This is a genomic window from Ectopseudomonas toyotomiensis, assembly GCF_017167985.1.
Lineage (GTDB): Bacteria > Pseudomonadota > Gammaproteobacteria > Pseudomonadales > Pseudomonadaceae > Aquipseudomonas > Aquipseudomonas toyotomiensis.
In genome coordinates this window covers 2,250,222-2,275,323 of sequence record NZ_CP070505.1, presented here as the reverse complement: position 1 = coordinate 2,275,323, position 25,102 = coordinate 2,250,222, and the positions used below count along the sequence as shown (strand labels likewise).

The window sequence follows — 25,102 nt, the reverse complement described above, 5'->3', positions numbered from 1 at the left end:
GTCCTAAGGAATAAGGAGATTCCATGCGCCCCGTACAGCTTCACACCTTCACCACGCATGACGGCGTCGAGCTGAGCTATCGCCACTGGCCGGCGACTGCGCCCGCAGACGGCCCACGCCAGGCCGTCGTGCTGTTTCATCGTGGGCATGAGCACGGTGGGCGCATGACCCACCTGGTGGATGAACTGGAGCTGCCGCACTGCGACTTCTTCGCCTGGGATGCCCGTGGCCATGGCCTGTCGCCCGGCGCACGCGGCGACAGCCCAAGCTTCGCCACCAACGTGCGTGACGTGCAGACCTTCGTCGAGCATATCGGCAGCCAGCACGCCATCACCGAAGAGAACCTGGCCGTCGTGGCGCAAAGCGTCGGCGCGGTGATCGTTTCCACCTGGGCCCACGACTACGCGCCCAAGGTGCGCTGCCTGGTGCTCGCCTCGCCGGCATTCAAGGTCAAGCTCTACGTACCCTTCGCCCGCCCTGGGCTGAAGCTGCTGCACGCCTGGCGTGGCAACTTCTTCGTCAACAGCTACGTGAAGGCGCGCTTCCTTAGCCACGATCCCGAGCGTATCGCCTCCTTCGAGAACGACTCGCTGATCGCTCGGCCAATCTCGGTGACCATGCTGCTCGGCCTGTATGAAGCCGCCGAGCGCGTCGTCGCCGACGCCCAGGCCATCCAGGTGCCGACCCAACTGTTGATCTCCGGCGCCGACTTCGTCGTCCACCGTAAACCACAGGAAGATTTCTTCGAGCGTCTCGGCAGCCTGCGCAAGGAAAAGCACCTGCTGCCCGGCTTCTTCCACGACACCCTCGGTGAACGCGACCGCGCCCATGCCCTGAGCCGCGCACGGCGCTTTATCCTGCGCAACTTCGAGGAGCCGGTGGCGCGTCCCTCGCTGCTCGATGCCGACCGCCTGGGCGCCACCTGCGCCGAAGCCGAAGAGCTGGCCGCACCGCTGCCGAAAAACTCGCTGCGCGATCTCTACTGGCGCGCTACCCGCGCCGGCATGCGCCTGGGCAGCACGCTCTCGGCCGGTGTCAAGCTGGGCTTCGACACCGGCTTCGACTCCGGCAGCACGCTTGATTACGTCTACCGCAACCAGCCGATCGGCAAGGGCGCACTGGGCCGGCTGATCGACCAGAACTACCTCGATTCCATCGGCTGGCGTGGCATCCGCCAACGCAAGCTGCACGCCGAAGAGCTGCTACGCCTGGCCATGGTCCGACTGCGCGAGGCGAACAAGGCGGTGCGCATCGTCGATATCGCCGCCGGCCACGGCCGCTACATCCTCGAATCGCTGGAGGGCCAGGAGCAGCGCCCCGATTCGATCCTGCTGCGCGACTACAGCGACATCAACGTGCGTGACGGCAACGCGCTGATCGAGCACAAGGGCCTGGGCGACATCGCCCGCTTCGTCAAAGGCGATGCCTTCGACCGTGACGATCTCGCCGTGCTGGATCCCAAGCCTACCCTGGCGGTGGTCTCCGGCCTGTACGAACTGTTCGGCAGCAACCAGATGGTCGGCGACTCGCTGGCCGGGCTGGCGGCGGCGGTCGAGGAGGGTGGTTATCTGGTCTACACCGGCCAGCCCTGGCACCCGCAGCTGGAGCTGATTGCCCGCGCCCTGACCAGCCACCGCGGCGGCCAGGCCTGGGTCATGCGCCGGCGCAGCCAGGCGGAGATGGATCAGCTGGTGGAAGCGGCGGGCTTTCGCAAGGTGGCGCAGCGCATCGACCAGTGGGGCATCTTCAGCGTATCCCTGGCACAACGGGTGAAGTGATGGACAGCGCGCGCGAACAGGGATTGTGGAAGCGCGGCGTACTCTGGCTGCTGGTGCTCGGCCCGCTGTTCTTCGCCAGCTACGGCTTCGCCAACTGGTTCACCGGACAACGCGATGATGTCGGCAGCCTGGTCTTCGCCTGGGAGCCGCAGATCCCGCTCTGGCCCTGGACCATCGTGCCGTACTGGTCGATCGACCTGCTCTACGGCCTGTCCTTCCTGCTGCCGGTCTGCCGCCGCGAGATGGATCGCCACGCCCTGCGTCTGCTCGCCGCTCAGGTCATCTGCGTCGCCTGCTTCCTGCTCTGGCCGCTGCGCTTCACCTTCGAGCGGCCGCCGCTGGACGGCACCTTCGGCCTGATGTTCGACGTACTGATGGGCTTCGACAAACCCTTCAACCAGGCGCCTTCGCTGCATATCACCCTGCTGGTGATCATCTGGGCGATGTTCGCCAATCACACCCGCGGCCTGTTCTGGCGTGGCCTGCTGCACGGGTGGATGGCGCTGATCGGCATCTCGGTGCTGACCACCTGGCAGCATCACTTCATCGACCTGCCCACCGGGGCGCTGGCGGGCTTCTTCTGCCTGTGGCTGCTACCGCTGCAGGGCGCTACGCCGCTTACGCAAATACGCCTGGCCAGCGATCCGCGGCGTTGGCGCCTGGCGCTGCGCTATGGGCTTGGCGCAACGCTGTGCGCCGTGCTGGCCGTCAAGCTGGGCGGTGCCTGGCTATGGCTGTTCTGGCCGGTGGCTTCACTGGCGCTGGTTGCGCTCAACTACCTGCTGTTCGGTGCTGGCGGTTTCCAGAAGCAGGCCAATGGTCGCCTCAGCCCAGCCGCCACGGCATTGCTCGCCCCCTATCTGCTCGGTGCCTGGATCAATTCACGGCTATGGACATACCGCCAGCCAGCGCCAAGCCAGGTCGTGGCGGGCATCCACCTCGGCCGCCTGCCCGCCATGGGCGATCTCGATGGTTATGCCGCCCTGGTCGACCTCTGCGCCGAGCTGCCGCTGCAGTACACGCCACAGAACTACTGCAGCCTGCCGTCACTGGATCTGGTGGCGCCGGATGCACTCACTTGCCAACACGCCGCCGAGGCTATCGAACGACTACGCCACAAGGGCCCGGTGCTGGTGTGCTGCGCACTGGGCTACTCGCGCAGTGCCACCGCCGTGGCGGCCTGGCTGCTGTATAGCGGCCGCTGCCAGAGCGTGGATGCGGCCGTGGCGCTGATCCACCAGGCGCGGCCACAGGTCGTGCTCGGCCCACAGCACCTGGCCGCGCTGCAATCCATGGTCGATGCACAACCGGGGTTGGAGGTCGCTCATGCAGGCTGATTTGCTGCTGGTCGCGGCACTGTTGCGACGTGGCCGCAACCTCGATCATTGCTCCAGCACGCTAAGCCTGGTCGCCGTGCTCTTCGGCCTGGCGCCTTGGCTGGGTGCACCGCCAAGCCTGATCCTGGCGCTGCTCTGTGCCGTGCTGCTGATCGCCGGCCTGGCCGAAAAATACTGGGCGCTGCGCGTGGCGCTGGATGCCGAACTGTTCCAGCGTCTGGCGGAAGCTGGCGAACAGCTCGACAGCCAGACTCATGCGCTGGATCAGGCACTGCAGAAGCTGGGGCTGCAGAATGCGCAGCAGGCTGGCCGCGACTGGAGCCTGCGCGCTCAGGGTGCGCTCGGCCTGCTACGTAAACAGGCGCTGTGCCTGCTGCTACAGATTTTCATCGTCGCACTCGGGTTCTTCATCGTTTTCGCTTAAGGAGTCGCCATGCTCGCCGCATTGACCGCTTTCGCCATCACCTCGGCAGCCCGCCTGCTGACCGGTGCCCGAGCCTTGTGGCTCGGCAGCACCGCGCAGGCGACACAACGCCTGTACTACGCCAACCACAGCAGCCATGGCGACTTCGTCCTGCTCTGGGCATCGCTGCCGCCGGAACTGCGCAAGCGCACCCGGCCGGTGGCCGGCGCCGACTACTGGCAGAAGCCGGGCGTGCGCAGCTTCCTGATCAATAACGTATTCAACGGCGTGCTGGTCGACCGCGAGCGCAAGGAAGGCGCCAACCCGCTGCAGGCGATGCTCGATGCGCTGGATGGCGGCGACTCGCTGATCATCTTCCCCGAAGGCACGCGCAATCTCGGCGACGAGCCGCTGCTGCCGTTCAAGAGCGGCCTCTATCACCTGGCCCAGGCGCGCCCGGATGTGGAACTGGTGCCGGTGTGGATCGCCAACCTCAACCGGGTGATGCCCAAGGGCCGCGCGCTGCCGCTGCCTCTGCTGTGTACCCTGAGTTTCGGCGCCGCGCTGGAGCGCATCGAGGGCGAGAGCAAGGACGCCTTCCTGGAACGCGCACGCAACGCCCTGTTGGCACTGGCACCCGAGGAGGCCTGAGATGGATAACAACACTTTACTGCTGTTCGCCGGTATCGGTGCCCTGCTCCTGCTGGCCAGCCTGGTCGGCTTCGTCCTCAAGCGACGCAGTGGTGATCAGCCGAACCCGGTGATCGACAACCTCAACGCGCGGATCAACGCCTGGTGGGTGATGGTGCTGGTGATCGGCATCGCCTTCCTGTTCGGCAACATCGGCGTCGTGGTGCTGTTCTACTTCGTGTCCTTCTACGCCCTGCGCGAGTTCATGACGCTGACGCCGACCCGGCGCAGCGACTATCCGGCGCTGGTGGCAGCCTTCTATTTCGCCCTGCCGATGCAGTACCTGCTGATCGCCTTCGGCTGGTACGGCCTGTTCGCCATCTTCATCCCGGTCTATCTGTTCCTGCTGCTGCCGATCCTCGCCTCGCTGGGCGGTGATACCACGCGCTATCTCGAGCGCGCGGCCAAGGTGCAGTGGGGCTTGATGATCGCCGTGTACTGCATCTCCTCGGTACCCGCGCTGCTGACCCTGGACATCCCCGGCTACGAGGGCCGCAACCTGCTGCTGATCGCCTGGCTGATCATCGTCGTGCAGCTCTCCGACGTGCTGCAGTACGTGTGCGGCAAGCTGTTCGGCAAACACAAGATCGCCCCCAATCTCTCGCCATCCAAGACCATCGAAGGATTTATCGGCGGCGTGGCACTGGCTACCCTGATCGGCGCCATGCTGTGCTGGATCACCCCCTTTGCCTTCTGGCAGGCGGGGCTATTCGCCCTGCTGGTGTGCATGCTCGGCTTTGCCGGCGGCCTGGTGATGTCGGCGATCAAGCGTGATCGCGGCGTGAAGGACTGGGGGCATATGATCGAAGGCCACGGCGGCATGCTCGACCGCCTGGACTCGGTGTGCTTCGCTGCACCCGTGTTCTTCCATATGGTGCGCTACTGGTGGGCCTGAGCCCGCACAGGTACCGTGAGGGCAGTTGCCCCAGAGTCAACGCAAATCAGAAAACAAGAAGGCTGACATGATCGCCCACACTCAGACACTGTTCGGAGCCGTCGCGCTGGTCGCCGTGATCATGGGCAGCTGTCTGATCCTGGTCGGCCAATTGCGTCATCGCGACGGCATGCTCACCACCGGTCTGGGCATGCTGTCCCATGCGCTGGCCTACATCGGCTTCACCCTGTTCGGGCAGGTGTCGATGTGGTTCAGCTATGTGCTGGCCAACACGCTGCTGTCCACCGCGCTGGCGTTCTACACGGTCAGCCTGCCGCTGATCCACGGCCGCCGACCACCATGGCGGCTGGCTTTCGCCTTCCCGCTGCTGCTGGGCGTGCTGCTCAGCCTGCTGATCGATACCCAGGAACCCCGCCAACTGCTGGCCTGCCTGCTGCTGTTCAGCCAATGCCTGGTGATTCTGCACCTGAGCCGCCTCCATGCGGTGCCCGGTGGGCGTGCCCATCGAATCCTGATGATCGGTGCAGGCATCAGCCTGTTCGGCCTGGGCATCCGCGTGGTGGTCATCCTCAGCGGCGCGCCGGCGGAAATGCACTACGACGTCAGCAACCTGAAACAGACGGTATCCGTCGCCCTCGGCGCCGCCACCATCATCATGTTCTCCTTCGGCCTGGTGCTGCTGTCGCGCGAGCGCATCGAATCGGAGCTGCGCCAGACCGCCCTGCGCGACACGCTTACCAGATTGCCCAATCGCCTGGCGATACTCGAACAACTCACCGACGAGCTGGAGCGCGCTCGCCGCCAACGCACGCCGCTGTCCATCGCCATGCTCGATCTGGATCACTTCAAGCAGATCAACGACAGCCACGGCCACCTGGTCGGCGATGCCGTGCTCAGGCATTGCGCGGACCATCTTCAGCAGCGGCTGCGGCGTAATGACAGCATCGGCCGTTATGGTGGTGAGGAATTCCTGCTGATCCTGCCCGGCACCGACGCCAGCGGCGCACTGGAGCTGGTCGATCAGCTACGCCAATCCCTGACCCAGCACCCGGCGCAGATTGACGACAAGCACATCGCCTTGAGCTTCAGCGCTGGTGTCTACGGCAGCCCCAACTCACTCGTAGAGGACATCACCGGCATGCTGCTCAAGGCCGACGCCGCGCTCTATCGCGCCAAGCATGCCGGGCGTAATACACAGGTCCTGGCCACGGCGGACTGACAGGTGGGGCTCGGATTACTGGCAGACCTGAGTCATGCCTGGCTATCTGCGTTCAGCGTCGCCTGATTTTCCCGCAGGCAACAAAAAACCCGCCGAAGCGGGTTTTTTAAGACCTTCCGACATCCTGTCGTTTGCCATCCTGGCGCGGTCTGTCTTCCTTGACTCGGGACATCCAGTTCCCGGTAGGTGTGACTAGATTAACCAGCCCACTCATGCGAGGGGAGAGGCCCGTTGCGCTTCGGCGTGTAAGCCTTTTGCCATAGCGGCGCTCGCAAAAAATCATGATCTGAGCCTGACGCTAATCAGAAGGCAGCTTTACTCGTCCACAAACACGCCACATAGATCGATCACGAATCGCGCAGGTTGCGATTCGCCTGCAGCTACGACGATGAGTACCGAGTGGTTGTCATCTTGACCAGTAACGCGCTGCACGTAGAGCGCAAGGTTTCCCTGCTTATACGCGGGCGTATCACCAGGAAAATCCAGATGCTTTATTGCGCCAGGAACCAAACCTATCAGCGCATCGGCCTGCCGTTCACCCAGTTCCCATAAATACTGGACCTGCCGGTTGTCGAAGAGCACTGATCCTAAATCTGTCGTATCCAACATTGAGCTGAACACATAGAAATCGCTTTCAGCCCCATCGAATAGTCTTTTTTTCTTTTTAACAAGATTCTTCATGATTCCATTCAACTAAATTTTTTTTATCGCACCTTGTTTCAGCAGCTCGTCGATAGATTTTGATAACTCATATTGGGTGCCTTTACCAGGCTGCCCGAACCAGGGTATAGCTGGGCCAGCGTCGGCCTTGACCGGCTTAACCACCTCATAAGTATTCAGCGGTTTATTCAGGGTGTTCTGAGGCAGTGCCCGGCTGCCAAAAGAAGCCCCAGCGGGAGATGCGAAAGTACCTGAATCCCTAAACTTTCCGTTATCCATCCAGCCGCCATAACGGTCAATCTTAGTACCGGGTTGAAGGACTACTGGTTTGACCTTAACGAAGCCCCGATTTGGAGGCCAGGCACCAGGCCCCATGAATGCCTCAAGAGCTTTCCAATCTCTCTTCTTCCAAAGCGAATAAGCCTTGGCTGCCTGCCCCCTCGAAGAAAATACTCCCTTGGAGCGCGCTTGGAAGCTATTCCAAGAGTTGCTGCATTTAAGGCCTAAAGGGTCGACCCAGGCAATAGGGTTGGGAGCGTATTGGTAGAGGTTTATGCCGCCCCCCAAACCAATCGGATCCGGGCTGATAAAGCGTCCGATATCCGGATCGTAGAACCTGAAGGTGTTGTAATGCAGCCCCGTTTCGCGGTCCAGGTACTGGCCCTGGAAGCGCAGGTTCTGCTCTTCGACAAAGGAGCTTTCCTGCTGTTCGGCCAGGGTATTGCCCCAGACCTGATAACGGGCCTGCCAGATGCAGCGGCCGTCGTCTTCGGTGAGCTGCTGCGGTAGGCCGTTCGGATCGGTGTGGTAATAGCGCAGGCGCGCATGTTCGCCCTGGCCGTCTACGCGCGCCAGCGGGTCGTAGCTGCCTTCGTCGTAGAGGTAGAGGCTGTGCCGGCCGTTGCGGGTTTCGCTGAGCAGGCGCAGGCCGTCCCAGGTGAAGTCGGTTTGGCCAAGCAGTACGCCGTGGGCATCGTAGTGGCTTTTGCCGATGCGCCGGCCGAGCGGATCGTAGTGCATGACCACGCGGCTGCCGTCGCTGTTGGTGACTTCCCGCACGCGGTGTTCGGCGTCGTAGCTCAGCCGTTGCACCTGGTGACGGCCGCTGCGTTTTTCCACCAGGCGGCCGAAGGCGTCGTAGCGGTAGCGCTTGTCCTGGTAGGTGAGCAGTTTGTTGTGGCGTACCCAGCCGCTGCTGGCGGCGTCGCCGCCGACCGGGTGGAGCAGATTGGCAGCGGCGTCGTAGCTGTAGGTTTCCAGATTGCCGCGAATCAGGTCCTGGCTAGCGATGATGCGCCCGCTGGCATCGTAGTGCAGCTGCTGCTTCTGTTCGCGCTGGCTGGCCGGGTCACGGTCGAGACGGCCGATCAGGTTGTCGCTGGGATCAAAGGCGTAGCGCCGCTCGGCTTCGGCCGGCAGTTGCACGGGCGTTTCCAGACGCCGACGCAGGCGCGCAGTGAGACGTCCGGTGCGGTCGTACTGGCTGCGGGTAACGAGCTGCCCCTGGGTGCGCAGCACCTCGCGATGCAGGCGGTCGCGCTCGAAGCGGCTGACCAGTTGATCATCCAGGTGGAGCAACTGCAGGTGGCCGCTGCCGTAGTACAGGCGGCGGATACGGCGCCGGTCAGGCAGTTGCGTTTCCAGCAGGTTGCCGAGCTCATCGTAGGCATGCTGCAGGGCGCCAGCGGCGCTCTGCTCGCTGAGCAATTGGCCAAGAGCGTCGTAGGCGAAGGCCAGCGACTGCACCTGGCCATCGACGGCGGTGAAGTCGATACCGGTCAGGCGATCGAGCGGGTCGTAGGCGTATTCGGTGCGACCGTCATCGGTGTGCTTGGCGATCATCCGGCCCACGGCATCGCGCTCGAAGCGGTGGATGATCGGCGCCGGTGGCGCCTCGGGTACGCTGCCCAGGCCGGTGCCATGCGGCGCCGGGGTGTAGGCCAGGGCGATGAGGTTGCCCTGCGGGTCATAGCGATAATGCCGGGCGCTGTCGTCGAGGTCATGCTGGGCGGTGAGGCGGTCGAGCACGTCCCAGGTGAAGCGGTAGCGCTCGTCGTTCTCGTTGCTCAGGGCGAGCAGGCGGCCATAGGCGTCGTACTCGAAACCGACGCTGCGGCCCAGGGCATCGATGCGCTGGCGCACCTGGCCACGGCGGTCGTAACGGTAGCGCACCGGCTTGCCGGCAGGATCGAGGTAGGCGCTGAGCTGACCAATGGTGTCGCGTTGAAATTCCTCACAGCGGCCGTCGGCGAGTTGAGTCTGCAGCAGGCGCCCCTGGCTGTCGTAGTGGTAGCGGGTGATCTCGCCAAGGGCATCGGTGATCTGCACCAGGTTGCCGCGCTCGTCATAGGCGAAGCGCGTCGGGTAGCCGGAGCAGTCGACCTGCTCGGTGAGCTGGCCGAGGGTGTTCCAGCGCAGGGTCTTGCGCTTGCCGCTGGCGTCGATGATCTCCACCGGCAGGCCGCTGGTGTCGTAGCGGTAGCGGGTGACATGGCCCAGCGGGTCGATCTCGGCGATGCAGTTGCCGCGCTTGTCATAGCGGTACTGCCAGGCATTGCCGGCAGCGTCGGTCTCGGCTTCCGGCAGCGACCAGTGGCCGAGCCACTTAGTGAAGTCACGACGCCCCAGCGGGTCGTGGGTTTCGCAAAGGTTGCCGGATTCGTCATAGGCGAATTGCCAACGCGCGCCGTCCGGTGCGACGGCGGCCAGCAGCTGGCGCTCGTCGTTCCATTCGAACAGCCAGAGCTGGCCGAGGGCGTCGCGATAGCGGGTGATCTGGTACTGGCTGTTCCAGTGGCGTTCGCTGGTGCGACCAAGGCCGTCGGTGACCCGGGTGATCCCCGCATCCAGATCGTACTGCAGCCGGTATTCGTCGCCGTCGTCGGTCCAGTGCCGTGTCACCCGCCATTCGCGGCCATCGGCACCCTGAAACTCACCCCACTCATAGAAGCAGCGCAGACCGGTGGGACGCTGATGTTCGATCAGACGACGGCCACTGTCGTAGACGAAGCGACGCAGCAACTGGCCCTTGTCGTCGCGGACTTCGCTGAGATCACCCTGCGCATCATAGGCGTAGGCGACCAGCACCTCGCGCCGCGCGTCGGCGAACAGGCGCTCGACCCGGCCCAGGCGCTGCGGGTGCTGAGCGTCGGCAATCAATTCGATGCACAGCTGGTTATGGCCATCGCGCACGGCGCGCAGTCGGCCAGCGGCGTCGTATTCGAGCAGCAGGCGGTTGTCGTTGCGATCACCCAGCTTGCTCAGGCGCAGCCGCTGCGGCGCGTCAGGCAGAGGCTCAAACAGACGATAGAGGCCATCGACGCTTTCCACCAGTAGTGCACCGCTTTCATCGCGGCGGAAGTTCAGGCCTTCACCCGGGCTGTAGCAGGCATCGCCCGGTGGCAGGCTGCCGATCTCGATGGGGCGGCCCTGCTCGTCGATATAGGTCAGCGCTTCGCCACCCTGCGGGTGGGCGCGCACCTGCACGGCGATCTCGAACGGCAGGCTCCAGCCAGCCCCCAGCAAACCGTCACGGCGCTCGTCGCAGCTGCTGTAGAAGCGCTGCCACTCGATGGGCATCAGCCCCGGCAGGACGAAGTCGAGGTCGTCGTCTTCGCCGAGCACCTTGGCCCCGGTACTGGCGTGCACCGGGTTGGGCGCACCGCTGCTGGCCGAACCAAGGGCGTTGACGATGGAATTGGTGGCATAGGCGGTCGCGCCGCCCATGGCCATGTTGCCGGCGAAACCGGCGACCAGGCAGGGCAGCTTGCTGCACAGCTTGCGTGGGTTGCCACGCAGCGCCATGAGCACAGTCAGGGCCAGGCCGATGCCGGGGGTCTTGCCGCTGCGAATCGGCTGCACCACCACGGCGTCACCACCGATGCGCACGTTTGGCGAGATGTTGCCGCTGTCCACCACCGTGGCCTCGCAGGTGCTGCGGTCACCGCTGCGCACCGCCGGCTGGCCTTCGATGCTGACCTTGATCGAACCTTCGGCGAGCAATTGCACGGGCATCGGCGGGTGCTTCTTGCACTCGATGGCATCCAGCGGGCAGGGGATGACGCCCGGTGCCGGCTGGGCAACCGTCGGCTGCCACATCTCACTGAAGAAGCTCTTGGCCATGTCGAGGAAGCTGGGCTCAGGCTCCTCGGCGGGCGGCGCCTGCTCCAGCTCGGTGCCGGCCGGCGCAGCGGCGCTGCCCAACTTGCCAGCGGCGCGCGCGGAAGGCAGGCCGTTGGTTTTGGTCTTGTTGGCGCCGGTGAGGATCTTGGCCTGGACATTGGGCGGGGAGATGGCGTTGCCCAGGCCTTCGCAGAGGGTCGTGAGACCCTTGTCCCAGCCGGTTTTGTTCATGCCGACCCCCACGGCGATACCCACTACTGCTGCGAGGACAAACCCACCGAGACCGCCGGTAAGGACAGTCAGGCCGGTGGCGGCGACCACCGCGGCACAGGCCACGGCGGTGATGGCGGCATAGGCAGCCACTTCCAGCACGCCACCGACGATATCGGCGAGCAATGTGGTGTGCAGCAGATCGTCGCCGAGCCGGGCGGCCCAGAGCGCATCAGACATCGCAGGTCATCCGTTGAGGCTGAGGCTGTGCTTGATCTGCGCCCAGTGCGCGGCGTCGGCGTCATCGAGCGGCGTCGGCTTGACGTAGCTAAGGGCGAGCAGGCGGCGACCATCGGCCAGCAACACGCCAAGCTGGAACTGGTAGACCTGCTCCGGCCCCTTGCTGAACTGGCTGCGTAGTTCGACGCCGACGATGGCCTGGGCCGGGCCGACCTGGACGTCCTGCAACGCGCTGCAGCGCAGATCCTTGACCTGTTTCGCCAGCTTGGCGACCTGGGCCTCGAAGTGGCTGCGCAGGGTTTCGCCATCGCCCAATGCACCACGGGTGATCACCAGCGAGGTGCCGAGGTCATTGAGGCGCAGGATGTTGATGCTGCTGTCCTGCAGGTCCTTGCCGGGCAATTGCAGGCTCAGTTCTTGAGTGGTGTAGCTCATCAGACGCTTCCTTTGTCTTGCCCGAACATGGATTTGACGGCTGCATCGATGCTGCCCTGATCACCCTGACCAGCGGGCGTGGCACCAGGGCCGCCGCCGATGTTCAGGTTGAGCACGCCGCCTGTGTTGAATTCCGCGTCGCCACTGGCGTGGAAGTTGATAGCCACGCCGCTGAGGTTGATCTGGCCGCTGGCGTTGAGTTCGAGAATGCTCTTGCCGCAGACCAGGCGCAGGTTCTGGCCGACCTCGATGAGGTAGCTCTGGCTGATGCTGTCGGTCTTGGTCGAGCCCACTAGCAGCACGTCGTCGAGCTTCACCGCACGCAGGCGGTTGTTGCCGATGGTGACGGTCTCGTTCATGCCGATGCTCTTGACCCGGTTGTTGCCCACCGAGTGGGTTTCATCTACCTCGACGACGATGTCCTGGTTGCGCTCGGCGTGGATGTACAGCTGCTCGGCGCCCTTCTTGTCCTCCATGCGGATTTCGTTGAAGTTGGCCGGCGTGCCGCCCTTGCTGGAGCGGCTCTTGATGCCGCTCTGGGTAGCGTTGGCGGGCAGGTCGTAGGGCACGGTCTGCTCGGCGTTGTAGACCCGCCCGGTGATGACCGGCTGGTCGGGATCACCCTCCAGGAAGCTGACGATGACTTCCTGGCCGATACGCGGAATCTGGATATGGCCCCAGTTCTTGCCGGCCCAGGACTGCGAGACGCGAATCCAGCAGGAGCTGTTCTCGTTGGACTGGTCGTGGCGGTCCCAGTGGAAGTGCACCTTGACCCGGCCGTACTGGTCGGTCCAGATCTCCTCGCCGGCGGGGCCGACCACCACGGCGGTCTGCGGCCCCTGCACCATTGGTTTGGGCGTGCCGCACAGCGGGCGGAAAGTCTGCTGGGCGTCGGTGCAGGTGAGTTGGCACTCGAACTGGCCACCGCCGCCACTGCCACTCTCCAGGGACTCCTGCAGGACGTGATAACGCGCGCAGACCACCAGGTATTCACGGTTCTGGTCGGCGCGGCCGAAGCCGGTGAGGCTGAACAGGTTGCCCGAGGCGATGCCGCGCACGCTGCCGCCGAGTTCGACGCGCTCGTGCAGGCTCTGCAGCGCCTCGATACGATTGCGCGCGTACTGCTCGCCGTCACTGCTCTGCACGTAGGCGCCGGGGTAGTCGTACAGCGGATAGTCGCCGGCACTGTGCGGGCGCGGCATAACCGAGCGCACATCGATGCGCGCGCTGGGGCGCTGGAAGTCGTAGTCGTTGAGTTCCATCGAGCCCGGCTGCACGTGCTGGGCCAGTTGCCAGTCGTTGATGTGGTCGCGCTCGCGGTGCTGCCCGTCCGGTGGGTAGTAGGGCACGCTGGCGTAACCGGGAGCCGGCACATGGGCGCCGTAGGCATCGGCCAGTACCAGCACGTGGCGATCCGCCTCGTGGCGAAAGTAGTAGTAGATGCCCTCCTTCTCCATCAGCCGGCTGACGAAGTCGAAGCTGGTTTCGCGGTACTGCACGCAGTACTCCCACTCGCGATACGGGCGGCTGAGTGCGTCTTCGAAATCGGAGAAGCCCAGGTCGCGGAACACCTGCTTGATGATCTGCGGCACGCTCATGTGCTGGAAGATGCGGCAGTCGGACGTGCGGCTCAGCAGCCATAGCCAGGGCCGCAGGGTGACCCTATAAGCCGCGAACTGGCCACGGTCGACGCTCTGCCCGCAGGCAGCGACGATGCCATGGAAATGCCGGTCGCCGCCGCCATGCTGCTGCACTGAGAGCGTCAGCGGCTTGCCGAGCAACTGGTTGAGATCGAGGTTGGCATCATGGGACACCAGTTGCAGCTCGTACTCGAACAGGCGGCCCAGCTCGTCGCTGCCGTGCATCGAGCGCAGCAGCAGAACGTCCGGCCCGAGCGGGCTGGTAATGCGGGCAAAGCGGGAAGATTGGGCGAAGAACATAGGTCGGGGTTCCAGCCTGCCATGGCGCGGGCCGGCGCTAGCCGACCCGCGCTCGGGCTCAGGCGTTGTCGGCGAAGCTGTAGTTCAGGTCGTTGTCGGCCACGCTGACGCGCACACCGGCCAGCGGCTTGCCTTCCATCATGCGGGTGAGGAACTCGCGGCTCATGTCCGGCAGCATGCCGTTGGTGAGAATGGCGTCGATCTGCCGGCCGCCACTCTCGCTCTCGGTGCAGCGCGAAACCACCAGGTCGACCACCGCCTCGTCGTAGTCGAAGGGCACCTTATGGGTGCTTTCGATGCGCTTCTTGATGCGCCCCAGCTGCAGGCGGGTGATGGCCTTGAGCATGGCGTCGCTGAGCGGGTAATAGGGGATGGTCACCAGACGGCCGAGCAGGGCGGGCGGGAAGATCTCCAGCAACGGCTGACGCAGGTCGCGGGCGATGCCCTCCGGGTCGGGCAGGTTGTCCGCGTCCTGACACAGCTGCGCCACCTGCTCGGTGCCGGCGTTGGTGGTGAGCAGGATCAGGGTGTTCTTGAAGTCGATCAGGCGCCCTTCGCCGTCTTCCATCACGCCCTTGTCGAACACCTGGAAGAAGATCTCGTGCACGTCCGGGTGGGCCTTTTCCACCTCGTCGAGCAGCACCACGCTGTACGGCCGGCGGCGTACGGCCTCGGTCAGCACACCGCCCTCGCCATAGCCGACATAGCCGGGCGGCGCACCCTTGAGGGTGGAAACGGTGTGCGCCTCCTGGAACTCGCTCATGTTGATGGTGATCAGGTTCTGCTCACCGCCATACAGCGCCTCGGCCAGCGCCAGCGCGGTCTCGGTCTTGCCGACGCCGGAGGTGCCGGCGAGCATGAACACGCCAATCGGCTTGCTGGGGTTGTCGAGGCCGGCGCGGGAGGTCTGGATGCGCTTGGCGATCATCTTCAGCGCGTGGTCCTGGCCGATGATGCGCTTGCCCAACAGGCTGTCGAGATTGAGCACGGTCTCGACCTCGTTGCGCGCCATGCGTCCCACCGGGATGCCGGTCCAGTCAGCCACCACCGAGGCCACGGCCTGGTAGTCGACAGTCGGCAGAATCAGCGGGGCTTCGCCCTGCAGCTGGCTCAGGCGCTGCTGCAGTTCGACCAGTTGGGCACGTAGTGCTTGGTGATCGGTGCCGCTGTCCTGATCGACCACACCCACGCTTTCGCGCAGGCTGGCGCGGGTGGCCAGCAGTTCATCGACCAGTTGCTTCTCTTCGGCCCAGCGGCTTTCCAACTCGGCCAGGCGCTCGCGTTCGGCGGCCAGCAGGCTCTCGCTGTTGGCCTGACGCAGGCTGACGTCGATGCCGATGGCATGCTCGCGGGCAATGATCTGCAGTTCGGTTTCCAGCGCTTCGATGCGCCGGCGGCTGTCGTCCACCTCGGCCGGCACGGCATGCAGGCTGATGGCCACGCGGGCGCAGGCGGTGTCGAGCAGGCTGACCGACTTGTCCGGCAGCTGACGCGCCGGGATGTAGCGGTGCGAGAGCTTGACCGCGGCGTCCAGGGCCTCGTCGAGGATCTGCACCTGATGGTGCTTCTCCATGGTCGAGGCCACGCCGCGCATCATCAGCAGCGCCTTGTCCTCGGAGGGCTCGGGCACCTGCACCACCTGGAAACGGCGGGTCAGCGCCGGGTCCTTCTCGATGTGCTTCTTGTACTCGGCCCAGGTGGTGGCGGCCACGGTGCGCAGGCTGCCGCGCGCCAGTGCCGGCTTGAGCAGGTTGGCCGCATCGCCGGTACCGGCCGCGCCACCGGCGCCGACCAGGGTGTGGGCTTCGTCGATAAACAGGATGATCGGCTTGGGCGAGGCCTGCACATCTTCGATGACCTGGCGCAGGCGCTGCTCGAACTCGCCCTTCATGCTGGCGCCGGCCTGCAGCAGGCCGACGTCGAGGCTGCGCAGCTCGACATCCTTGAGCGAGGGCGGCACGTCACCGGCGGCGATGCGCAGGGCGAAACCCTCGACCACGGCGGTCTTGCCGACGCCCGCCTCCCCAGTGAGGATCGGGTTGTTCTGCCGGCGACGCATGAGGATGTCGGCCAGCTGGCGGATCTCCTCGTCGCGGCCGACGATGGGGTCGAGCTCACCCTTGCGCGCCTGCTCGGTGAGGTCGATGGTGAAGCGCTTGAGCGCCTCCTGCTTGCCCATCGCCGCCGGCGCCATGGCGCCACTGGCCTCGCCCGGTGCGGCAGCGGCGAAGCCGTCGCTGGCGGCCAGGTTGTTCTCCGGCGAATCGCCGACGTACTCGTCGAAACGCTCGCTGAGGGTCTCCACCTTGATCTTGGCGAACTCGCCCGACAGGCCCAGCAACACCTGACGCAGACTCGGCGTCTTGAGGATGCCGATAACCAGGTAGCTGGTGCGCACCTGGTGCTCGCCGAACATCAGGCTGCCGTACACCCAACCGCGCTCCACCGCTTCTTCGACATGCGAGGACAGGTCGGTGATCGAGGTCGAGCCGCGTGGCAGGCGGTCGAGGGCGTCGGTCAGGTCACGCGCCAGACGCGCCGGCTCCAGGCTGAACTGGCGGATGATGCGGTGCAGGTCCGAGTCCTGCAGCTGCAGGAGCTGGTGCAACCAGTGCGCCAGCTCGACGTAGGGATTGCCGCGCAGCTTGCAAAACACGGTGGCGGCCTCGATGGCCTTGTAGCCGACGCTGTTGAGCTTGCCGAACAGCGCGGTACGACTGATTTCACCCATGTGGAGTTCTCCTTGATTGATCCGCCGGCGGGGTCGCTGTGGCGTGATGGCGGGCCAGCACCAGATCCCTGGCGTCGTGCTGTGGCTGGCCAAGCCAGGTGGTGTAGCCCAGGCGAGCCTGGCCGTTGAGGCATAGCGCGGGGATTTGCTCGCGCTGCAATACGAGATTCAGTTGCCAGTCGAGTTCGTCGCCCTGGTACTCGGCAACCCAGGCCACCAGCGCGGCGAAGGACTCGCCATCGGGCAGCATGGCGTTGTACTGCTCGAGCGTCAGCGGCCCGAAGCAGGTGCGGAAGCTGTGCTGACGATCCCAGACCTGGCTGCCCAGGCAGAAGTCCACGCCCAGATGGCTGGACTCCACGCCCAGGCGCGTGCGCTCAGGCAGGCTCAGCCAGCTGCCAGCGTATTCTTCGATCTGCACCGGCACGCCGAAGTAGTCGGCGAGGATCGCCTTGAGACCATCGGGGTGACGCGTCTGCGCGGCCAGGTGACCGCTGAAGTGCAGCTTCGCGGCATCGTCCAGCAAGCCTCGCTGACGCAGGCTGGGCATGCCGCGGCCACTGAAGGCGGCCAGGCGCGCAGACCAATAGTCGTCTTCGGGGCGATCGTGGCTGACGGTCGGCCGGGCTTCGGCCCAGGCGCGATAGAACAGGGTCAGCAGGCGATGATGAAACAGGTCGAGGAAGTGCTTGCTGGTGCTGTCCGCGTGGTTGCGTTGGCGCTCGCGCACGTACTCGGTCAGGTGCAGCGGCAGCGGCCCGTTGGGCCCGCCGAGGCCGAAGAAATACTGCTCCAGACGCGCCGGACGCTGGTCGCTGGCGGGGGTCACGGCGGCCAGGGTGGCGGGGGCGAAGGTGCCTTCCTGGCGCTGCCCGAGGCGTAACGGATCGTCCGCCAGGCGCCGGGAACGGCCCAGGCGCGGCAGATGCGGGTGCTCGTTCTCGATGCGTCGCAGCGCCTGGAAGAAGTCGTACTCCCAGGGCTGCGCCTGCATCTGCACAAGCGTGTCTAGAGGTTCGGACGACGGCCGGGCCGGGCTTTCCATCGCATGATCTCGCCGCGCTCGGTGCTGCGTAGCACCGTCTCGGTAAAGCTGTTGAGGGATACGTAGCGCGCCAGGAAACGCTCGAACACCGCACCGAGGAGAAACACACCGGTACCGCGAAAGGCGTTCTCGTCGAACTCCAGGGTGATTTCCAGGCCACGGCCGAAGACGATCGGGCCGGGCATCGGCAGACGCCGCGTACAGGGTTTGGCGCTGACTTCGCGCAGGCCCTCGATCTGCAGTTGCAGCGCCGGATTCTGCATGTCGCCATACAGGCGCAGCATCTCGCGCAGGGCAGCAGCGCCCTGGCCCTGCTCGGCCAGTGACAGGTAGTTCAGCGACAGCTGGCTGATCAGCCGCCAGGCCTGGTTGTCATGTGCCGCGCTGGCACGCGGCCGGCTCGGCCCGGCGACGCAGCGCACGCTCTGCACCGGCGCGCTATCGGCCAGGGTGAAGTCGCTCTTGCCGATGCCAACGGTCATGAACAACGGCAGGTCGCGGTTGGTGCACAAGGCACTGAGCCCCAGCTGGCGCAGGTCATGACGATAGGGCGCCTGGTGGCTGTCAACCAGGCTGATGAAGGTTTCGCTGCCGACATAGCTGGAGCGGGTGCCGCTGCGGCGCTGCTCGGCCGAGAGCACGCGCGGCTCGCGGCGCACGCAGTAGTAGGCCTGATCACGGCCATAGCGAGCGGGGTCGCGCACGGCATAGAAGGGCAGGAAGGGCTGCTCCGGGCCACTGCCATGACCAGTGACGCCACGCAGCGAGTGGATCTCGAAATCCATCGGGCGCGTGCGGTCAGCGATGGCGTGGTGCTCGTGCACCTTGTCGCTCAGGTGGATGCGATCCAGGCGCCGCGGGAACAGGTTGATCGCCGGGGTACAGAACGGCAGAAACTGACTGGCGTCGACCTGATTCTGCAAGTGGCTGTCCAGACGGTCGAACAGCACGATCAGCTCCAGCTCTTCACCGCTGCACTGACGTACGGCACGGCGCAGACCACAGAAGTCGACGAACAGAAAGCGCTGCGGCAGGGCGAAGTATTCCTGCAGCAGGCGATAGCCCTGGAAGGCCTGCGGCACCACGGGCAGGGCCGCCTCGGCGTCATCGAAGCCGCAGGGGCGCAAGGCGTCGGCCGGCAGGCGCTCGACCCAATCGCGCCCCGGCTGGCGGGCGAACACGGCGACGCGGTTGCCCAGCAGTTGCTCGTAGAGACGGAACGGCAATTCATCGAGACCGTTGAGGTACAGCGGCAGGTTGTCCAGATCCAGGCTGGCGAAGGGTATTTCGGCGCCGCTGCGCAGGGTGATGCGCAGCGCAGCCTTGGCCCGCGGCTCGCTGGCGGCGAGACGGCCGAGCGCTGCGGCGGGGTTGCTGATGTACTCGGCCTCCGCCACCTGTAGCGGCCACAAGGTCACCGGGTGAGCCGTGCGGTACTCGCAGGGGGTCTGGCTGTCCTTGCCGAGGGTCGCACGCAACACGCTGTCGCGCGGCAGGTTGAAGCTGCCGTTGAGCGCGCCATCGTTGGCATCGGTGTGCAGCTGTACCACGGTCATCGACGGCGTCGGCGCCAGGTAGTGCGGGTAGGCGACTTCCAACAGGTTATGGGTGAAGGTCGGGTACTCGGCATCGAGCTTCAGTTGCACGCGGGCGGTCAGGTAAGCGAAGCCTTCGAGCAGGCGTTCGACATAGGGGTCGGCGCACTCCATTCCCGACAGCGTCAGGCGCCCGGCGATCTTCGGGTATTCGCGGGCAAACTCCTGGGCGCTTTCGCGGATGTGCAGCAGTTCCTGGTTGTACAGCTCCAGCAGGCGGGGGTTCATGATCGTCTCCGCTGCGCAGCGGGCAGCACTTGGACATGGCCGGACTCCAGGTCCAGCTCGGTGCGCAGCAGCAAGGGCAGGGCCACCGGCTGTGCCCACAGGTCACCCTGAATCTCGAAACTCAGGGCGTTATGGTTCATCTGTTCGTGACCGACATGCGCCCGCACCCGCACGCTATGGGCGAGGATGCGCGGCTCGAAGGTGATGATGGCGCGCTGGATCAGGCTCTCCAGGGCGGCTATATCGATCCCGGACACACTGCTGCCGGCCAACGCGGGCAGGCCGTAATTGATCACCGACGTACCGGCCGGCGTGTGCCGTGTGGTATCGGCATCGAGCAAGGCGATGGTGTTGAACAGCCAGGTCAGGTCACGCAGCACCGAGGCCTTGAGCTGATTCAGCGACAGCACGCGGCGATCCGCGCTTTCCTGCGGATTGCCCGGGTCATCGTCGGTCAGGCGATCGAGCAGCGATGGCTGCAGGCGCTCGCGCGGGGTCATGGTTACCAATCGAACATCCCGACGAAAGCCTTTTGATCCCACTGGCTCGGGCCGCAAGCAGCGATGCGGCTGACTGGCGCTGCCTCCAGCCGGCCCTGATGCAGACGCAGGGCCTGCAGGTCGGTCAGACAACTCCTACTCGGCGCTGGTTGCGGCTCGCTACGCTCAACCATGATGATCGGCGTCTGACGGAAGTACTCGACCCGCAGTTGCTGCTGGGGTGTTTCACTGAAACGGCAGGGCCACTGCATGTCCAGCGTCAGTGGCGCCGCGTCCGCCAGGGTCAGGGCGCAACGACCCTGGGCATCGCTGAGCTGCACGGCCTGACCCGCAAACTCGGCCTGGGTAATACCGACGGAGGGCCTCACGCCTTGCTCGGCACAGGCGCTCAGACTGACCAGCGCACTGGCCAGCAGGGTGTTACACAGCAGCGTACGCATCAGCTGAGCTCCCAGAACCAGACGGCCTTGGCCCGGTGGAAATAATCACCGGTCAACGTCAGCCCACGATTCCACAGGTCGATATGGTCGCCGCTGGGATGGCCATCCGGGTCCGTGGGCTGGTAATAGAAATCCTTGTAGAAAATGATCCCGGTCTTGCCGATCAGACTGGTGCGGTCGGCTGCGCTGTTGCTGTAGATCTTCGGGGCGCCTAACTGCGGCCGTTTCCACAACCAGTTGGCCAGTGATTCGGCACCACGGGCGTGACCATGGGCGCAGCGTGGCTCGCTGTATGTGGATGAATTGATCTGCAACGTACGCTCGTTGTTCAGCGCGAGACTCAGGCGAATGGCGCACTGGTTGGCCCAGTTACCGTCACAGGGCCTGCGGTCCGGATATTCGACCAACAAGTCCTCGTAGGCTTTCCACAGATTGATGAACGACGGCTTGGGCATGGCGAAGTCTCTTTGGCGTAACGGTTTCAGAGTGGAAACCGCTTACGGGCAACCACCTCCGGGCGGAGGCCCGGAGGTGGAGCGCATCAGATCTTGACGTTGGAGCGGATGTTCCAGCCGTACTTGATCGGGCCGCCTTCCTTGGTGCCGTCGGCTTTCTGCGGCTGGTAGTCGACCGTGACCTTGGCGAAGTTCAGGGTCACGTTCTCGATCAGGCGGTCGTCGTTGCCCGAACCGCCGGTGCTCAGCGAGGAGATCAGCACTTCTTCGAGGTTGATGATCAGGTACTCGACCTGGGAGTCGCCGCCCGCCTTGCGCACGGTCAGGGTGACCTTGGGCACGTGCTTGCCGCTGGAGCAATGCATCATCAGGTTGGGGGTAGCCTTGTCGACGTACTTGGTCAGCGACAGATCCTGGATGCTTACCTTGCCTGCACCACCACCGGTGCCGGTGTGCATGTTGCCGGACTGGGACATGCCCCAGCTCCAGTTGAGCACTTCGATTTCGTCCTTGTGGGTCTTGTCCTGAGACTCGCCCTTGATGTCACCGATCTTGATGAAGATATCAACAGCCATGTTTTCTCCTGGGTGTGGTCATCGCCACGAGGGTCAGAAATTGCGAAAAGCCCGGGGCTTTCCATGTATCAGGCAAAGGCCTCACCCGGCGACGCCGTGTGAGGCCGGCTTGCCTGCCGGGGCTCAGGCGCCCTTGGCCGACGGCAGCTTGGAAACCAGCCGCAGCGACACTGTCAGCCCTTCGAGCTGGTAGTGCGGGCGCAGGTAGAACTTCGAGTTGTAATAACCCGGGTTGCCCTCGACCTCCTCGACCACGACTTCGGCAGCAGCGAGCGGATGCTGGGCCTTGGTGGTCTCGGTGGAGTGAGCGGGGTCACCGTCGACGTACTTGAGAATCCAGTCCTGCAGCCACAGCTGCATCTCGTCGCGCTCCTTGAACGAGCCGATCTTGTCGCGAACGATGCACTTGAGGTAATGCGCGAAACGGCAGGTGGCGAACAGGTACGGCAGGCGCGCGGCCAGGTTGGCGTTGGCGGTGGCGTCCGGGTCGTCGTACTCGGCCGGTTTCTGCAGCGACTGCGCACCGATGAAGGCGGCGAAGTCGGTGTTCTTTTTGTGCAGCAGCGGCATGAAGCCGTTCTTCGCCAGCTCGGCCTCGCGGCGGTCGGAGATGGCGATCTCGGTCGGGCACTTCATGTCCACGCCACCGTCGTCGGTGGGGAAGGTATGCGCCGGCAGGTTCGGCACCTCGCCACCGGACTCGACGCCACGAATACGCGAGCACCAACCGTAGTGCTTGAACGAGCGGTTGATGTTCACCGCCATGGCGTAGGCGGCATTGGCCCAGGTGTACTTGCTGCTGTCGGCGCCGTCGGTGTTTTCCTCGAAGGCGAAGGCTTCTACCGGATCGGTCTTGGCGCCATACGGCAGGCGTGCCAGGAAGCGCGGCATGGTCAGGCCGATGTAGCGCGAATCCTCGGACTCGCGTAGCGAGCGCCAGCCGGCGTATTCCGGGGTGGTGAAGATCTTGGTCAGGTCACGCGGGTTGGACAGCTCCTGCCAGGAGCCCATGCCCATCACCGTCGGCGAAGCAGCCGCGATGAACGGTGCATGCATTGCGGCGCAGACCTTGGACAGCTCGCCGAGCAGCTCGACATCGGGCGGCGACTGGTCGAAGTAGTAATCGCCGACCAGGCAGCCGTAGGGCTCGCCACCGAACTGGCCGTATTCCTCTTCGTAGAGCTTCTTGAACACCGGGCTCTGGTCCCAGGCGGTGCCCTTGAATTTCTTCAGGGTCTTGTGCAGCTCCGGTTTGGAGATGTTGAGCACGCGAATCTTCAGCTGCTCGTCGCTCTCGGTGTTGTTGACCAGGTAGTGCAGGCCACGCCAGGCGCTTTCCACCTGCTGGAAGTCGCTGTGGTGGATGATCTGATTGACCTGCGCGGTGAGCTTGGCGTCGATGGCGGCGATGATCGACTCGATCGATTTGATCGCATCATTGGAGATCAGATCAGTCTGCGCCAGAGCCTGCTCGGCCAGGGTACGCACGGCAGTCTCCACCGCCTCCTTGGCGCGCTCGGTCTTGGGTTTGAATTCCTGCATCAGCAGCGAAGCGAATTCGCTGGTCTGCTCGGTGCTGGCCAGTGCGGCCCGGTCTTGTTGCAACTGTTCGCTCATGGTGGTCTTCCGAATCAGGCCTGAGGCTCGTTGTCCTGGGGTTTCGGCGCGCTGGCCAGGGCCTGCAACAGCGCAGGGTCCTTGATCGCCTTCATGATGATGTCCTCGGCGCCAGTCTTGCCGTCCATGTAGGTCAGCAGGTTGGCCAGCTGGGTACGGGCCTCCAGCAACTGGTTGAGGGCGTCGACCTGGCGTGCCACGGCAGCCGGGCTGAAGTCGTCCATGCTCTGGAAGGTCATGTCGATGCTCAGGTTGCCTTCGCCGGTCAGCTCGTTGGGCACGTTGAAGGCCACACGCGGCTTCATCGCCTTGAGGCGCGAGTCGAAGTTGTCGACGTCGATTTCCAGGAACTTGCGCTCGGCTACCGGCGCCAGCGGCTCGGCCGGCTTGCCGGTTAGATCGGACATGACGCCCATGACGAAGGGCAGCTGGACCTTTTTCTCGGCGCCGTAGAGCTCGACGTCGTACTCGATCTGCACCCGTGGCGCGCGATTGCGCGCGATGAATTTCTGAGAACTGCTGTTCGCCATGCTTTCTCTCCTGGTCGCCTGACGCGACGCGGCGTGTCGGCCACTGGCCGTCTACGGTGAAGCGTGATCCCGCATACCTGGGCCGGTCGGCCTAGTACTCGTCGGGGCCGCGCAGGTTTTCGAACTGGCTCATGCCATCGGGAATCAGGTTGCGCACGATGGTCGCAAAGTCGGCGTTGACCAGGCTTCGAGCCCGGTTGAGCAGCACCGGCAGCGGGCTGGATGGCTCGTGGCGGGCGTAGTAGGTGAGGATCCGCTCCAGGCTTCTGAGCACATCATCGCGATTGGCGATTTCGCCACTGGCGCGTGCGACCCCAGGTGCCGACGCGTGCTGCGTCAGCTGCTCTTGCGCAATTTCGCCGCCTACCGGGCAATCCTCTGAACCAGCCCCAACCGGGCTGTCGCCGAGCACCTGCAGGGCAAGCTTGAGCGGCTGCTGCAACGCAGAAAAATCCACGCCCTGAGCTGAGCCGACCTGTTCGCTGACCAGTTGCTCAATGGCACTCAAGCTGTGCAACGCACGTTTCAGGGCTTCATGAGTAAGCTGCAAGGCTTCGCTGTCGGCATCCTGCAGGGCGCCGCCGAGTTCTTCGATGCTGAGGCTTTCGCTACTGGCCAGGTGCAGGCCGGCGGCATTCAGCGCAGCGCGCAGGGTGATGTTGCCGAATACCCGCGAACGGACCAGCACAGCACTGCGCAGCAGGCCGAGATTGGTCTCGCAGGTCAGCGCGGAGAGGGTGTTGATGCGTACGGTGGGGTCGTTGTCGTCATCGGCATCGAGCTGCGGGTGAATCTCGGGCCAGTAGCGCGAGAGCAGTTCGAGGATCAATTCGAGGCTGTCGGCAAGGCCTTCGACACCGCGCAAAGCCAGGCGGCTTTGCAGCAGATAACGGGTGATGCGTAGATCCTTGCTGCGTTGCAGCAGGAGGTGACAAGCCTGTTCCAACTGACGCCAATCGGGCGGCTCGGCGGCCTGGATGACATCACCCATGCTGCGTTCCGGGCGCCCCAGCGCATCACGCTCGAGCTGGAGAAAATCGCTGTCGTATTCCAGATCTTCACCACATGGCGAATCATCTGAAATAGCGGCGAGCAACAACGAAGTCTCCACGTGTTCGATCTCCTTATCGTTTTGAACTGCGTCACAAAAGTGCAGTAGCTTCATCCTAGCTAGCACTTTGCCAATCAGTCTTTAATATTGATTGGCCACTACACAATTTCGATGGTGTCGTGCATTTTTTAACTTAAAAATATATAAAGTCAAGGTAGACTGATGCTCGCACAGGACCTTTGTGACTGAAGGCAAAGTTTCGGGAAGTTGCGCGCTTCGGTACATACAGGAACCACGAAGCAAAAGGTAAGATCGCGTGTTTTCGCGTTCCAGAGCCCGCTTGATGGACTTTTCATAAGAGCTGTATGCGGCCTGAAAGCCGCATGAATAAAGGCTTTCATGAGTT

At 64.3% G+C, this 25,102-nt stretch carries 20 protein-coding genes; 6 read left to right on the top strand and 14 right to left on the bottom strand.

What is annotated here, in order from left to right; all coding sequences use genetic code 11:
• Nucleotides 1-23 precede the first annotated feature (23 nt).
• From JWV26_RS10425 to JWV26_RS10400, 6 genes are all read left to right on the top strand, one after another.
• Nucleotides 24-1,778: a bifunctional alpha/beta hydrolase/class I SAM-dependent methyltransferase gene (locus JWV26_RS10425; protein ID WP_206419004.1), complete on the top strand. Its 1,755-nt coding sequence runs from the start codon at nucleotides 24-26 to the stop codon at nucleotides 1,776-1,778.
• Nucleotides 1,778-3,115, top strand: a complete 1,338-nt coding sequence (locus tag JWV26_RS10420) for a phosphatase PAP2/dual specificity phosphatase family protein (RefSeq protein WP_206419003.1) — start codon at nucleotides 1,778-1,780, stop codon at nucleotides 3,113-3,115. The genes JWV26_RS10425 and JWV26_RS10420 overlap by 1 nt, the downstream gene beginning before the upstream one ends.
• Nucleotides 3,105-3,539: a hypothetical protein gene (locus JWV26_RS10415; protein ID WP_206419002.1), complete on the top strand. Its 435-nt coding sequence runs from the start codon at nucleotides 3,105-3,107 to the stop codon at nucleotides 3,537-3,539. Before JWV26_RS10420 ends, JWV26_RS10415 begins: the two co-directional genes overlap by 11 nt.
• 9 nt (nucleotides 3,540-3,548) lie before the next feature.
• Nucleotides 3,549-4,169 (top strand): lysophospholipid acyltransferase family protein, encoded by a 621-nt coding sequence (locus JWV26_RS10410; RefSeq protein WP_206419001.1) that lies wholly within the window; start codon nucleotides 3,549-3,551, stop codon nucleotides 4,167-4,169.
• A 1-nt stretch (nucleotide 4,170) separates the two neighbouring features.
• The gene (locus JWV26_RS10405) at nucleotides 4,171-5,103 is read left to right on the top strand and encodes a phosphatidate cytidylyltransferase (RefSeq protein ID WP_079785073.1); all 933 of its coding nucleotides are present in this window, start codon (nucleotides 4,171-4,173) and stop codon (nucleotides 5,101-5,103) included.
• A gap of 67 nt (nucleotides 5,104-5,170) precedes the next feature.
• The gene (locus JWV26_RS10400) at nucleotides 5,171-6,322 is read left to right on the top strand and encodes a GGDEF domain-containing protein (RefSeq protein WP_206419000.1); all 1,152 of its coding nucleotides are present in this window, start codon (nucleotides 5,171-5,173) and stop codon (nucleotides 6,320-6,322) included.
• Nucleotides 6,323-6,637: 315 nt separating this feature from the next.
• Here JWV26_RS10400 and JWV26_RS10395 read toward each other — a convergent pair whose 3' ends face one another.
• The 14 genes from JWV26_RS10395 to tssA form a co-directional block, all read right to left on the bottom strand.
• Nucleotides 6,638-7,003, bottom strand: coding sequence for a hypothetical protein (locus JWV26_RS10395; protein WP_206418999.1), 366 nt, complete (start codon nucleotides 7,001-7,003; stop codon nucleotides 6,638-6,640).
• A 12-nt stretch (nucleotides 7,004-7,015) separates the two neighbouring features.
• Complete coding sequence (locus JWV26_RS10390) at nucleotides 7,016-11,554, bottom strand: RHS repeat-associated core domain-containing protein (protein WP_206418998.1); 4,539 nt, start codon at nucleotides 11,552-11,554, stop codon at nucleotides 7,016-7,018.
• A gap of 6 nt (nucleotides 11,555-11,560) precedes the next feature.
• Entirely contained in the window at nucleotides 11,561-11,989 is a 429-nt protein-coding gene (locus tag JWV26_RS10385; protein ID WP_206418997.1) for a DcrB-related protein, read from the bottom strand.
• On the bottom strand, nucleotides 11,989-13,929 hold the full coding sequence (locus JWV26_RS10380) for a type VI secretion system Vgr family protein (protein ID WP_206418996.1): 1,941 nt from the start codon (nucleotides 13,927-13,929) through the stop codon (nucleotides 11,989-11,991). The genes JWV26_RS10385 and JWV26_RS10380 overlap by 1 nt, the downstream gene beginning before the upstream one ends.
• Nucleotides 13,930-13,987: 58 nt before the next feature.
• Complete coding sequence (gene tssH / locus JWV26_RS10375) at nucleotides 13,988-16,660, bottom strand: type VI secretion system ATPase TssH (RefSeq protein WP_206418995.1); 2,673 nt, start codon at nucleotides 16,658-16,660, stop codon at nucleotides 13,988-13,990.
• On the bottom strand, nucleotides 16,653-17,705 hold the full coding sequence (gene tssG, locus JWV26_RS10370; protein WP_206418994.1) for a type VI secretion system baseplate subunit TssG: 1,053 nt from the start codon (nucleotides 17,703-17,705) through the stop codon (nucleotides 16,653-16,655). Before tssG ends, tssH begins: the two co-directional genes overlap by 8 nt.
• On the bottom strand, nucleotides 17,669-19,528 hold the full coding sequence (gene tssF / locus JWV26_RS10365) for a type VI secretion system baseplate subunit TssF (protein WP_206418993.1): 1,860 nt from the start codon (nucleotides 19,526-19,528) through the stop codon (nucleotides 17,669-17,671). The genes tssG and tssF overlap by 37 nt, the downstream gene beginning before the upstream one ends.
• The gene (tssE, locus tag JWV26_RS10360; RefSeq protein WP_079785081.1) at nucleotides 19,525-20,028 is read right to left on the bottom strand and encodes a type VI secretion system baseplate subunit TssE; all 504 of its coding nucleotides are present in this window, start codon (nucleotides 20,026-20,028) and stop codon (nucleotides 19,525-19,527) included. The genes tssF and tssE overlap by 4 nt, the downstream gene beginning before the upstream one ends.
• 2 nt (nucleotides 20,029-20,030) lie before the next feature.
• A complete protein-coding gene (locus JWV26_RS10355; RefSeq protein WP_079785082.1) occupies nucleotides 20,031-20,468 on the bottom strand; it encodes a hypothetical protein in 438 nt (145 codons plus the stop codon).
• Nucleotides 20,468-20,923, bottom strand: coding sequence for a type VI secretion system amidase effector protein Tae4 (locus JWV26_RS10350; protein ID WP_206418992.1), 456 nt, complete (start codon nucleotides 20,921-20,923; stop codon nucleotides 20,468-20,470). Before JWV26_RS10350 ends, JWV26_RS10355 begins: the two co-directional genes overlap by 1 nt.
• A gap of 86 nt (nucleotides 20,924-21,009) precedes the next feature.
• On the bottom strand, nucleotides 21,010-21,498 hold the full coding sequence (locus JWV26_RS10345; protein WP_013713179.1) for an Hcp family type VI secretion system effector: 489 nt from the start codon (nucleotides 21,496-21,498) through the stop codon (nucleotides 21,010-21,012).
• Between the two features lie 123 nt (nucleotides 21,499-21,621).
• The gene (gene tssC / locus JWV26_RS10340) at nucleotides 21,622-23,115 is read right to left on the bottom strand and encodes a type VI secretion system contractile sheath large subunit (protein ID WP_079785084.1); all 1,494 of its coding nucleotides are present in this window, start codon (nucleotides 23,113-23,115) and stop codon (nucleotides 21,622-21,624) included.
• A 14-nt stretch (nucleotides 23,116-23,129) separates the two neighbouring features.
• Nucleotides 23,130-23,645 (bottom strand): type VI secretion system contractile sheath small subunit, encoded by a 516-nt coding sequence (gene tssB, locus JWV26_RS10335; RefSeq protein WP_079785085.1) that lies wholly within the window; start codon nucleotides 23,643-23,645, stop codon nucleotides 23,130-23,132.
• A 91-nt stretch (nucleotides 23,646-23,736) separates the two neighbouring features.
• Nucleotides 23,737-24,756 carry a type VI secretion system protein TssA gene (gene tssA, locus JWV26_RS10330; RefSeq protein WP_206418991.1) on the bottom strand — a complete coding sequence of 340 codons (1,020 nt, stop codon included), beginning with the start codon at nucleotides 24,754-24,756 and terminating at the stop codon, nucleotides 23,737-23,739.
• Nucleotides 24,757-25,102: the final 346 nt, after the last annotated feature.